This window comes from Variovorax sp. DAIF25 (genome assembly GCF_050711835.1).
In the GTDB taxonomy this organism is placed as follows: domain Bacteria; phylum Pseudomonadota; class Gammaproteobacteria; order Burkholderiales; family Burkholderiaceae_C; genus Variovorax.
Window position 1 is genome coordinate 2,301,290 of sequence record NZ_CP136636.1, and the last position, 12,320, is coordinate 2,313,609.

Below are 12,320 nucleotides of genomic sequence, written 5' to 3' on the forward strand. Positions count from 1 at the left end.
ATCGGGTGCCGCGAGGCTGACTCAGGCGCCGTTGTCGTCGGAAGCCGGGGGGCGCGCCGGCACCGCGCGCAGCGCCACCTGCTCGCCGAAGGCGACCAGCACCTTCGGGTCGTAGGCATGGAACCAGGTGATGCCGCCATTGCGACGGCGCACCAGCAGGCGCGGCGCGACGACGCGCTCAAGCATGCGGATATGGACCAGCTTGAGTTGCGAGGCATCCTGCGCGCGCACGCGCTTGGTCCACAGCCAGGTCTGGACCAGTTCGTCGCCCTCGAGCCGCGTGCGGCTGTAGACGATCCAGTAGCCGACCCACACCACGCACAGGCCCGCGAGGCCGAAGACCACGAGGCTGGAGGTCGACCAACTGGTCTCGCGCAGCGAGGGCAGGCTCCAGAGCGCGATGGCGAAGAGGTCGACGACGATCACGACCGCGAGCGTGCGCAGCAGCGGCGGGAAGGCGGCGCTCTCGAGCGCAGCGCCTTCGTCGGCGCCGGCCTGCGTCACTGCTTGGCGCCGTCGGCGGGCGCCGGCGCGGGCTCGGCCGCCGGGGCCGGCTCGTCCTTCTTCTCGTTGCCGAACGGGTCTTCCATGTTCACGCCGTTGGCGTCGGGCGCGTTCGACTGCTCGTCCACCGGCATCTCGAGGATCACCTTGTCGATGTCGACCACCTTCTCCTTGTCGAGGAACACGGTCACCGTCTGCGGGAAGAAGATCACGATGGCCACCAGCAGCAGCTGCATGATGACCCAGGGCACGGCGCCCAGGTAGATGTCGCGCGACTCCACCTTCTTGGGCAGCGCCCCGTTCTTGAACAGGGTGTCGGCGATCCCTCGCAGGTAGAACAGCGCGAAGCCGAACGGCGGATGCATGAACGAGGTCTGCATGTTCACGCACAGCAGCACGCCGAACCACACCATGTCGATGCCGAGCTTGTGGGCCACGGGGCCCAGCAGCGGCAGGATGATGAACGCGATCTCGAAGAAGTCGAGGAAGAACGCGAGGAAGAAGACGAAGATGTTGACCGCGATCAGGAAGCCGACCTGGCCGCCCGGCAGGCCCGAGAGCATGTGCTCGATCCACTTGGCGCCGTCCACGCCCTGGAACACCAGCGAGAACACGCGCGAGCCGATCAGGATGAACACCACCATGGCCGTCAGGCGCATCGTGCCTTCCATCGCGCCCTTGAGCAGTTCCCAGTTCAGCCGGCGGTGGACCAGCGCGAGGATCAGCGCGCCGACCGCGCCCATGGCGCCGGCCTCGGTCGGGGTGGCGATGGCCTTGTCCATGAACGGCAGGCCGCCCATCGAGCCGAGCACCGCGAAGATCAGGATCGCCGAGGGAATGATGCCGCGCAGGCACTTGCCCCACAGCGCCCAGCCGTTGAGCGTGCGCGCGCTGGCCGGCAGGCCCGGCACGTAGCTCGGGTAGATGCGCCCGATCAGGAAGGTGTAGATCGCGAAGATGATCACCTGCAGGATCGACGGACCCCAGGCGCCCTTGTACATCTGGCCGACGTCGGTGCCGAGCTGGTCGGCCATGACGATCAGCACCAGCGAGGGCGGCACCAACTGCGTGATGGTTCCCGAGGCGGCGAGCACGCCGGTCGAGTAGCGCATGTTGTAGCCGTAGCGCATCATCACCGGCAGCGAGATCATCGCCATCGCGATCACCTGGCCCGCCACCGTGCCGGTGATGGCGCCGAGGATGAAGCCCACGATGATCACCGAGTAGCCGAGGCCGCCGCGCACCGGGCCGAACAACTGGCCCATGGAGTCGAGCATGTCCTCGGCCAGCCCGCATTTCTCCAGTACCGCTCCCATCAGCGTGAAGAAGGGGATCGCCAGCAGCGTCTCGTTCGACAGGATGCCGAAGACGTTGAGCGGGAGGTTGGCCATGAAGCCGGCCGGGAACCAGCCCATCTCGATCGCGAAGAAGCCGCAGATCAGGCCGAGTGCCGAGAGCGAGAACGCGACCGGGAACCCGATCAGCATGATCACGACGAGCCCCGCGAACATGATCGGGGCGAAGTTTTCCATGTGCATTTCTACTTATCCTGCCGTTGGGACACAGAGAAGGGGGACGGTGACGGGGCGAGGGCGCTGCGCGCTCACTGCACCGGCTTCTCGTAGTGCGTGTTCATCTCGATGAGCCCACGCAGGTAGGCAATGCGCTTGACGATTTCCGCCACGCCCTGCAGGAACATGGCGGCGAAACCCACTGGCATCAGCAGCGCGGCGGGCCAGCGGACCAGGCCGCCGATGTTGCCCGACATCTCGCCCGTGACCCAGGTGTTCCAGAAGTAGGGCCAGGTGAGGTAGGTGAACATGCCCATCACCGGCAGCAGGAAGAAGATCAGGCCGAACAGGTCGACGTAGACCGGGCCGTTGCCCTTGAGCTTGCCGTAGATGATGTCCACGCGCACGTGCTCGTTGAAGCGCAGCACCACGGGCGCACCGAGCATCACGGTGGCCGCGAACAGGTACCACTGGATCTCGAGGAAGGCGTTGTTGCTGAAGTCGAAGCCGTAGCGCACCAGTGCGTTGGCGGCGGAGATGAGCGAGGCCGCCAGGACGGTGTAGCCGGCGAACTTGCCGAACTTTTCGCTGATCCAGTCCATGCCGGCCGCGAATTTGAGGAATGCAGACAAGGGGTGTCTCCCACAAAGCCCAGGGTGATAGCGACCGGCCCTGGTGGGGTCGACGCAAAGCCCGCAATGGTAACGCGGTGTACCTTTGTATTGCCCCGTCCGCCCAGGCCGCGACGCCCGGGTTTACCCGGGAGTCGGCGCCCACGACGCCCGCCGGCGGGTGCCCATAATCGCCCGATGTCTTCCAGCCCGCTGCCCTCGACTCCCTCAGGCGCCCTGGGCCTGCCGCATTCGATCGACTCGCCCGACATGCACCGTGCCGGCCGCGAACTGCTGTCGCTGGCGCTGATCGATGCGCGCAACCACACCCTGCACCTGCTGTCGCTCTACGAGCAGGCGCTCGGCTCGGCCGCGCTGCCGGTGCCGCGCGAGCTGCAGGCGCAGGAGGGCATGCTGCCGCCGGTCTGGCTGGCCGGCCACATCGGCTGGTTCGCCGAATGGTGGATCGGGCGCAACACCCAGCGTGCCTTCGGTGCCGACTGCCCGGTGCGGCCGACCCGGCTCGCGGCCATCGACCCCGGCGCCGACGACTGGTGGAACCCGGCCCAGGTCGCGCCCGATCGCCGCTGGTCGCCCGAGTTGCCGGACCTGGGCCAGACCAAGGCCTACCTGCTCGAGACGCTCGAGAGCACGCTCGAGCTGCTCGACCACGCGGCCGAGACCGATGCGGGCCTGTACTTCTACCGTCTCGCGCTGTTCCACGAGGACCTGCGCGGCGAGCAGTTCGTGGTGATGGCGCAGACCCTCGGGCTGCCGTTGGGCATCGAGCAGGCGCCCGTGAGCGTGGTGCGCGAACCGCTGGCGCTGCCGGCCACGCGCTGGAGCCTGGGCCGCGACGAAGCCGGCTTCGCCTTCGCGCAGGAGCGCGGCGCGCACCGCGTCGACGTGCCCGAGTTCGAGATCGATGCCCAGCCGGTCACCTGGAACCAGTTCACCGAATTCGTCGACGACGGCGGCTACGACCGCGAGGAGCTGTGGCACGGCGAGGGCTGGCGCTGGCTGGCCGCGCAGGCCGAGGGCCGGCGCGGGCCGCGCCACGTGGAGCAGATCGGCGCGGCGCGCAGCGCCACCGGCGGCTCGGTGCTGCAGCAGCGCTTCGGCGCCACCGTGCGCGCCGCCGGCCACCACAGCGCGGTGCACCTGAGCTGGTGGGAGGCCGATGCCTGGGCGCGCTGGGCCGGTCGCCGCATCGCGACCGAGGTCGAGTGGGAGATCGCGGCCCACACCGCGGCGCGCCGCGGCTTCCGCTGGGGCGACGTGCACGAATGGACCGCGGGCACGCTGCAGCCCTGGCCCGGCTACCGCGCCGATCCGTGGAGCGGCGGCGGCGAGTTCGATCCCGCCGCGGCCTTCGGCCATGCGCGCGTGCTGCGCGGCGCTTCGTTCGCCACGCGCGCGCGCCTGCGTTCGGCGCGCCGGCGCGGCTTCGCGCTGCCGCAGCGCGACGACGGGTTCTTCGGGTTCAGGACCTGCGCGCTGTAGCGGGCGTCAGTTCATCCGCTGCAGCTGGACGTCGGTGACGGCCACGCTGCCCGAGGCCTTGGGGAAGCGCAGCGTCACCTGCCGGATGTGCGCGAGGTCCACCCCGTGCACCGCGAAGGCCTTCAACGGAACCGCCACCATGTTCAGCAGCGGCCGCGTGGTGCCGGTGTCGGCATAGAGCGCGTCCTCGGGCGCGTCGACCAGCGGGATCGCGCCGTCGGGCTTGCGCGCGATGCCATAGAGCGCATCGCTGAAGTCGCTGCCCCTGAGCGCCGCCTTGCGGCCCTGCGTGTCGGTCAGCGCGATCTCGACCTCCTGGCCGATCGGCGCCAGCACGGCGACGCGCACGCTCAGCGTGTCGAAGCCCTGGGTCGAAAGATCGCCGGTGTCGATGGCCACCGTGGGGCCGGCCGTTTTCCACTGCAATTGGGCCTGGTCCGTGATCGACCAGATCAGCAGGGTCTTGGCGTCGTAGGAGGACGGGTTGTATTTCTCGCCTTCGGTGAACAGGCGCTCGACCGGACGCTGGCTCACGGGATCGGTGCATGCCGCGCTGCGCAGCGGCGGGCCGCTGAGCTGCAGGGTCTGGCATTGCACGGCCTTGCCGAAGTTCTCGAAAACGGTCGCCAGGCCGTTGGCGTTCTTCGCGCTCGCATCGGCACTGCGGAAGTTCTGCAGCAATCGGCGCTGGCTCGCGGGCTGATGGATGGTCAGCACCACGCGCTCGTCGCAACGGGCTTCACCCACCGGGCAGCCTGCGGACGGCACGGGCGCCTGTCCCTTCCAGTAGGGCGCGAACTGGAACTCGTCGCCCACGAAGTAGCGCAGGAAGGACTCCATCAGGAACACGCCATTGCGCCGCTGGTCGGTCGGGCTCAGGCGCAGCGTCTCGATCTTTCCGGCCTTGCAGTAGAGCGGGGCCCTTCCTTGGGCATCGTCGGTCTCGGACCAGTGGGCGTTGTAGAAATTGTGGTTGGCGCCGCGCAGCGCGATCTGGTACTTGGGAGCGCTCTCGTCGGATGCCGTGTAGCGGCTGTCGTCGAAGATCTGCGCGCCGTTGAGCGTGTAGACATCGCCGTCGCAGGTGGGCAGCAGGGTCGCGAACGGCACATGGGTCACGCGCGAGAGCTGCCTGGCATTGATGGGTGCCAGCGAGAAGACGGCGCGGATCCGGTGCGGTGCTTCGGTGGCGGAGGGCAACACGACGCCGGACTGCCGCAGGGCTTCGGGCGATGTGAGCTGCGCGAGCCATTTTTCGCTGTCCGCGTTGATCATCCGGGAGAACGAGTTCACGTCCCGGTACTTGGCGCTCACTTCCTCCAGCGCGGCCTGCTCGGCGGTGAGCCGGGCTTGTGCCTGGGCCGTTTCGCTCAGCAATTGCTGGATCGACTGCGTCAGGAAGTCGATCAGGGACGCCGGCGCGGGCGGCGACTGGCTCTGCGCCGCCTGCAGCATGGCCTTGGCCATGAACAGCTTCACGGTGAGATCGGAAACGACGGTGGAGGCGGCGTCGACCCGCTTCTGGGCCTTGTCCCTTTCGGCCTCGGCCTGCACGACGGCCTCGCGGCTGCGGCGCGCCGTCTCCACATCCTGGTAGCTGATGCCCACGCGCTGCTTGTTCAGCTCCACTGCATACGCGACCGCTTCGGCACCGCGCGAATGGCCGACGATGCCCACGCGGTCGAGGTCCATCTTTCCCTTGAGCTCCGGCAGCGCGATGCCGTTGAACACGCCCGTCGCATTGCCGGCGCGCAGCAGGTCCAGCGTGGTCATCAGCAACTGGCCGCGCGCGAGCGCGCCGGCGTCCGATGCATTGCGGTTGTTGAGCCCGTTGATCTTGCCCGCGTCGATGGAGAAGGCCACGTAGCCGTTCTCGGCCAGGCCCTTCTGCAGGTAGTCGTAGCCCTTGGCGTTGTTGAGGTCGGAGGCATCGTGCATGCCGTGCAGGAACACCACCACCGGGTAGCCGCCGCCGGCCGACGGCTGCACCTTCGACGTTCCCGGCGCGCTGGCGGCGCTGGCCGGATAGCGCACCGTGCCCTGCAGCGGCACGGTGTAGATCACTTCCTTGTACTGCGGGTCGGCGACCGCGGTGGTGCCGAAGCCGTAGACGATCTGTTCGGAGGCGACATGGCTTCCCTTCTCGCCGAACGGCACCGTCGCCGTGAAGCGCGCGATCGCCGTGGGGTCCTGTGGATCGGGTGCGGGGGTCACGGGTATCGTCGGCGCGGGGTCCGCGGTCGAGGTGGACGGCGGCGGCGTGAGCGACAGCGCGACGCCGTCGTCGCCACCACCGCATCCGCTCGCGAGCGCGAGCACGAGAACCATCGCGCAGGCTGTCGCCATGCGCATCGAACGCCTTCTTTTCATTTGCTTTCTCCCAAGATTTCTTAAGGATTGAGGTGATTCGCGTTGGCCGCGACTCGCCCCTGGCGATGTCGGCATCGCGATAGCCAATGAATCGAAGACGGGTGTCGACGTTCGTGAGAGTCCTGCATCTCGCGCTGCGGACCGCCGGGCACAAGCAATTCACGTGCCCTTGCGTGGCACCTTCCTAGTGCAACCGTGTGGCGCTGCGCTTGGCGCGCCTCAGCGCTCGCCGCCGTGCTCGGAGGCCAGCGGCGGCGCCACTTCCTCGAGCGGCTTGCGTTCGGCGTCGGCCGCGTAGCGCAAGGCCAGTAGCCCGGCCACCACCACCAGCACCGAGGCCAGGCAGTAGCCGGCCATCACCGCGCCGCGGCTGCCGGTCTCGATCAAGAGGCCGAACAGCACCGGTGCCGCGAAGCCGCCCGCGCCCATGCCGATGGCATAGAAGATCGCGATCGCCATCGCGCGCATCTCGAGCGGGAACACCTCGCTGACCGTGAGATAGGCCGAGCTCGCGGCGGCCGAGGCGAGGAAGAACACGGCCGACCAGCACAGCGCCTGGCTGCGCGCGTCGAGCCAGCCCTGCATGAAGGCCCAGCCGGTGAAGGCCAGCCCCACGCCCGCGAGCACATAGGTCAGCGCGATCATGCGGCGCCGGCCCACGCTGTCGAACAGCGGGCCCAGCAGCAGCGGCCCCAGCACGTTGCCGAGCGCGAACGGGAAGATGTAGAGCGCCACGCTGGCCTCGGGCACGGCGTAGAAGCGCGTCAGCACCAGCGCATAGGTGAAGAAGATCGCGTTGTAGAAGAAGGCCTGCGCGATCATCAAGGCGAGCGCGACCACGCTGCGCTGCCGGTAGTGCTGGAGCAGCACGCGCGCCACCTGCCGCATCGGCGGGCTCTCGCGGCGCGCGGCCGTGTAGTCGACGTAACTGCGCGGCGCGGGCAGCGGGCCGTGCTGCGCCGAGACCTCGGCCTCGATCTCGTCGACGATGCGTTTGGCCTCGTCGGCGCGGCCATGCGCGATCAGCCAGCGCGGGCTCTCGGGCACATGGCGCCGCACCAGCAGTATCGCCACCGCGAGCACCGCGCCCAGGCCGAAGCCGGCGCGCCAGCCCCACACCGGGCCGATCACGCGCGTGTCGAGCAGCACCAGGCTCAGCCCGGCACCGAGCGCGGCGCCGATCCAGAAGCTGCCGTTGATCGCGAGGTTGACGCGGCCGCGCACGCGCGCGGGGATCAGCTCGTCGATGGCCGAGTTGATCGCCGCGTACTCGCCGCCGATGCCCAGCCCGGTGACGAAGCGGCACAGCGCGAAGAAGGCGAAGTCGGGAGAGAAGGCCGTGGCCAGCGTGCCGAGCGTGTAGACCACCAGCGTGACCAGGAACAGCTTCTTGCGTCCGAGCCGGTCGGTGAGCCGGCCGAACAGCAGCGCGCCGAGCACGGCGCCGGCCACGTAGATCGAACCCGAGAGGCCGATCTCGCCGGCCGTGAGCCCGAGCGTGTCGGGCCGTTCGAGCACGGCGCCGATCGAGCCCACCAGGGTGACCTCGAGGCCGTCGAGCACCCAGGCCACGCCGAGGGCGATCACCACGCGCCAGTGCCAGCGGGACCAGGGCAGGCGGTCGAGGCGGGCGGGGATGTCGCTGCGCAGCACCGTCATGCGCACGATTATGGGAAGCGCGCCGTGCCTCGCTTTGTAGGACCGGCGCTGCAATGCGCCGGTGCCATGCGCTGCCCGGTCAGGCCGCGACGGCCGCCGATGCCTGCCGGATGCCCATGGCCCCGAGCGTCTCGGCGATGGCGGCGACCGCGCCCGGGATGCCCGCGTCGCCGAAGTGCCCCATGCAGCCCACGCGGAAGGTCTCCACCTGCGTCAGCTTGCCGGGGTAGAGGATGTAGCCCCGCTTCTTGACCTCGTTGTAGAAGGTCTTGAAGTCGTAGCGCGGATCGTCGGGCGCATGGAATGTGACGATGATCGGCGCCTGGATGGCGGGGTCGAGGAAGGCGCGCAGGCCCAGCGCGGCCAGCCCGCTCACCAGCGCCTTGCAGTTGCGCGCATAGCGGCCGCCGCGCGCGGCCAGGCCGCCTTCCTCCACGTACTGCGCGATCGCGGTGTCGAGCGCGGCCACCACGTGGGTGGGCGGCGTGAAGCGCCACTGCGTGGTCTTCTCCATGTAGACCCACTGGTCGTACAGGTCCAGGCTCAGCGAGGGGCTGTGGCCCTCGCATTGTTCGAGCCTGCTGCGCCTGACGATCACGAAGCCCATGCCCGGCACGCCCTCGAGGCACTTGCCCGAAGCCGCGACCACGGCATCGAACGGGGTCTTGCGCGCGTCGATCTCGAGCGCGCCGAAGGAGCTCATGGCATCGACGATCAGGCCGCGCCCGTGCCTGGCCACCACCAGCGCGATCTCGTGCAGCGGGTTGAGCACGCCGGCGCCGGTCTCGCAGTGCACCACCGCGACGTGGGTGATGCCGGGATCGGCCGCGAGCGCGCGGTCCACGTCGGCGGGAGAGATCTGCTTTTCTTCCGTGTAGTCGATGGTGGTCAGCTTGCGGCCCAGCACCTTGCAGATCTTCGCGAGGCGCTGGCAGTAGGCGCCGTTGCTCGGCACCAGCACGTGGCCGTCGCGCGGCACCACGGTGCCGATGGCGGCCTCGACCGAGAAGGTGCCGCTGCCCTGCAGCGGCACGCATTCGTGCGTGCCCGTGCCGTGCACGATCTCCAGCACCTGGCGGCGGATGCGCGCGGTGATCTGGTTGAAGTCGCCGTCCCATGATCCCCAGTCGCGCAGCATCGCCTGGCGCGTGCGCTCGGACGTGGTCAGGGGGCCGGGGGTGAGCAGGATCGGATGCGGGGCTTGACTCATGGTGTCTCCAGGCAGGGAAGGGGAATGAGGAAGGCGGAACAGGCTCTCAGCCGCGGCCCAGGTTGCGCCAGGCCTGCGTGCGCGCGAGCAGCACGCGCGTGAGCAGCGCATAGGCGATGCACACCAGCGTCGAGGTGACCACGATCAGGCTGGCCAGCGCCGCGGCCGGGCCGATGTCGCCGGCGTCGTCCATGTGCATGATCGCGACCGAGGCGAGGATGGTCTCGGGCGTGTAGAGGAAGATGGCGCACGACAGGCTCGCCATCGACACCACGAAGAAGTAGCGCCCGATGTCGAGGATGGCCGGCAGGCACACCGGCACCGTGACGCGCAGGAAGGTCTTGAAGAACGGCACCTTGAGCGAGGCCGAGACGGCCTCGAACTCGTTGTCGATCTGCTTGAGCGCGGTGACGGCCGTGAGGTGGCTCGAGGTGTAGTAGTGCACCACCATCGACACGATCAGGATCGCCATCGTCTGGTAGAGGAAGTTCAGCGGGTTGGCCGGATGGTTGAAGAACATCACGTAGCCCAGGCCCAGCACCAGGCCCGGCACCGCCATCGACAGCACGGCCATCAGGTGCATGCCCTTGCGCATCAGGCCCAGGCCGCGCGTCTTCTCGATCAGGTAGGCGCCCGTGAACACGATCAGCGAGCCGGCCACCGCGGTGGCCATGGCCACCAGCAGGCTGTTGCCGTAGGCCGCGGCCATGTCGCTCTCGACCAGTACGAAGTGGTAGTGCTTGAGCGTGAACGACTGGTCGTAGGGCCACAGCGCGATCAGCGAGGTGTAGACCGCCATGCCGATGGTGGCCAGCAGGAAGGCGCAGACCACGGTGCAGAACAGCGTGAGCAGCGTGTCGGCCACGCGTCGGCGCTTCGGGCTGTAGGGCACCGAGCGCGCCGTGAGCTGCGCCTTGAGCTTGCGCCGCACCACGTAGTCGATCACGAAGGAGACGATCGACGGCAGCAGCAGCAGCATGCCGACCACCGCGCCGATCGAGAAGTTGTGCTGCCCGACCACCTGCTTGAAGACGTCGACCGACAGCACGTTGAAGTTGCCGCCGATCACCTTGGGCGCCCCGAAGTCGCTGACCACGTAGGTGAAGACCACCGTGGCCGCGCTGATCAGGCCGTACTTGCACGAGGGCAGGGTGATGGTCATGAACTGGCGCAACGGCCGCGTGCGCAACGCGGTGGCGGCCTCGTAGAGCCGGCCATCGGCCAGCGACAGGGCAGTGACCAGGATCATCAGCGCATGCGGGAAGGTGTTGTAGACCTCGGCCAGGATGATCCCGGGCGCGCCGTAGATCGACGTGCCGCCCAGCAGGAACTTGAGCGCGCCCTGGTTGCCGAACCATTGCACGAACGAGATCGCCGACAGCAGCGAGGGCGCCAGCAGCGGGATCAGCGCGATGAGCCGGAACACGGCCTTGAGCGGCGCCGGCATGCGGCTGCGCGTGAGCGCGTAGGCGAACACGAAGGCCGTGGGCACCGAGATCGCGACCACCGCGGCCGCGACCCAGACCGAGTTCCAGGCGGCGCGCAGCAGGCTCGGCGTCTGGAAGTAGGTGATGAAGTGGGCCAGGCCGACGAAGCGGCCGTCCTTGTCCTGCACCGCGTGCGCGAGGATGGTGAGCAGCGGCGCGACCAGGAACACGAACAGCATCGCCATCACGACGCACAGCACGGCGCGCGCGATGGTCTCGTCGCGGCTCCAGCGCAGGGCGGGCCGCGTGCTGATGGCCGGCTTGGCGGCGAGCGGGTGGGCCAGCGTGTTCATGGTTGCGGCGCGCGCGCGGCGGAGAAGGCGCGGATGCGGTTGGCGCGCAGCGCGATGTCGACCGTGTGGCCCTCGCGGATGCCGAGGTCGTGCAGTTGGTTGAGCGAGAAGTGCAGCCCGAGCGTCTGGCCGTGCAGCGCGTCGGCCGTCACCTCGGCGATGCACAGGCCGCCGAGGAATTCGACCTTGGTGACCATGGCGCGCAGCCGGTTGGCCGTGTCCTCGCGCAGGTGCTCGACCGCGCGGTCCTCGGGCCGCAGGTAGAGGTTGACCGCCTCGCCGGGCTCGAAGGCGCCGTCGCAGGCATCGCACTGCAGCTCCATGTCGCCGACCTGGAAGCGGTGGTTGCCCAGCGCGACCGAGCGCAGCACGTTGACCTTGCCGACGAAGTCCGCCACGAAGGGCGTGGCCGGCTGCTCGTAGACCTCCATCGGCGTGCCGACCTGCTCGATCACGCCGTGGTTCATGACCACGATGCGGTCGGCCATCGACAGCGCCTCTTCCTGGTCGTGCGTGACCATGATGGTGGTGATGCCGACCTGCTTCTGCAGCCGGCGGATCTCGCCGCGCAGGCGGATGCGCTCGAGCGCGTCGAGCGCCGACAGCGGCTCGTCGAGCAGCAGCAGGCCGGGCCGGGTGGCGAGCGCGCGCGCCAGGGCCACGCGCTGCTGCTGGCCGCCCGAGAGCTGGCTCGGGTACTTGGCGCCCGAGGTCGGCAGGCCGACCAGCTTGAGCAGCTCGTCGACGCGCGCCTTGACCTCGGCGCGCCGGGCGCGGCCGTTGACCAGCCCGTAGCCGATGTTCTCGGCGATCGTGAGGTTGGGGAACAGGGCGTAGGACTGGAACACGATGCCGTAGTCGCGCCGGTCGGGCGGCAGCCACGAGACGTCCTTGCCGTTCTGCAGGATCTGGCCCGAGGTCTGGGTCTCCAGCCCCGCGATGATGCGCAGCAGCGTGGTCTTGCCGCAGCCCGAGGGGCCGAGGAAGCACAGCATCTCGCCGGGGTTGACGCGCAGGTGCACGTCGCGCAGCGCGCTGAAGGTCTCGAAGTCCTTGCGGACCCCGATGACCTCGAGCGCCGCGGCGCCGCTCGCGGGCCGCCGGCCGGCCATGAACGGGGTGTCGGTCATATCCATTGTTCGCACTCGTCGTTGGCGGACGCGCGGGACGCG

General features: G+C 69.0%; 9 protein-coding genes. 1 reads left to right on the forward strand and 8 read right to left on the reverse strand.

The annotated features are described in order from the left end of the window. Positions 1-21: 21 nt before the first annotated feature. The 3 genes from R0232_RS10500 to R0232_RS10510 form a co-directional block, all read right to left on the reverse strand. Positions 22-504 (reverse strand): hypothetical protein, encoded by a 483-nt coding sequence (locus R0232_RS10500; protein WP_431512063.1) that lies wholly within the window; start codon positions 502-504, stop codon positions 22-24. Beyond that, complete coding sequence (locus tag R0232_RS10505) at positions 501-2,042, reverse strand: TRAP transporter large permease (RefSeq protein ID WP_208511214.1); 1,542 nt, start codon at positions 2,040-2,042, stop codon at positions 501-503. Before R0232_RS10505 ends, R0232_RS10500 begins: the two co-directional genes overlap by 4 nt. Before the next feature lie 65 nt (positions 2,043-2,107). Beyond that, positions 2,108-2,647, reverse strand: a complete 540-nt coding sequence (locus R0232_RS10510; protein ID WP_208511215.1) for a TRAP transporter small permease subunit — start codon at positions 2,645-2,647, stop codon at positions 2,108-2,110. Positions 2,648-2,824: 177 nt separating this feature from the next. On the opposite strand from R0232_RS10510, the gene R0232_RS10515 reads away from it, so the two are divergent. Next, a complete protein-coding gene (locus R0232_RS10515; protein ID WP_431512064.1) occupies positions 2,825-4,129 on the forward strand; it encodes an SUMF1/EgtB/PvdO family nonheme iron enzyme in 1,305 nt (434 codons plus the stop codon). A 6-nt stretch (positions 4,130-4,135) separates the two neighbouring features. On the opposite strand, the gene R0232_RS10520 is transcribed toward R0232_RS10515, so the two are convergent. The 5 genes from R0232_RS10520 to R0232_RS10540 form a co-directional block, all read right to left on the reverse strand. Then, the gene (locus R0232_RS10520; protein ID WP_431512065.1) at positions 4,136-6,481 is read right to left on the reverse strand and encodes a hypothetical protein; all 2,346 of its coding nucleotides are present in this window, start codon (positions 6,479-6,481) and stop codon (positions 4,136-4,138) included. A gap of 237 nt (positions 6,482-6,718) precedes the next feature. After that, complete coding sequence (locus R0232_RS10525; RefSeq protein ID WP_431512066.1) at positions 6,719-8,158, reverse strand: MFS transporter; 1,440 nt, start codon at positions 8,156-8,158, stop codon at positions 6,719-6,721. 79 nt (positions 8,159-8,237) lie between these two features. Further along, the gene (locus R0232_RS10530) at positions 8,238-9,368 is read right to left on the reverse strand and encodes a 2-aminoethylphosphonate--pyruvate transaminase (protein WP_431512067.1); all 1,131 of its coding nucleotides are present in this window, start codon (positions 9,366-9,368) and stop codon (positions 8,238-8,240) included. A gap of 46 nt (positions 9,369-9,414) precedes the next feature. Then, complete coding sequence (locus R0232_RS10535) at positions 9,415-11,148, reverse strand: putative 2-aminoethylphosphonate ABC transporter permease subunit (RefSeq protein WP_203205031.1); 1,734 nt, start codon at positions 11,146-11,148, stop codon at positions 9,415-9,417. Next, positions 11,145-12,284, reverse strand: coding sequence for a putative 2-aminoethylphosphonate ABC transporter ATP-binding protein (locus R0232_RS10540; protein ID WP_431512068.1), 1,140 nt, complete (start codon positions 12,282-12,284; stop codon positions 11,145-11,147). The genes R0232_RS10535 and R0232_RS10540 overlap by 4 nt, the downstream gene beginning before the upstream one ends. Between the last annotated feature and the right edge of the window lie 36 nt (positions 12,285-12,320).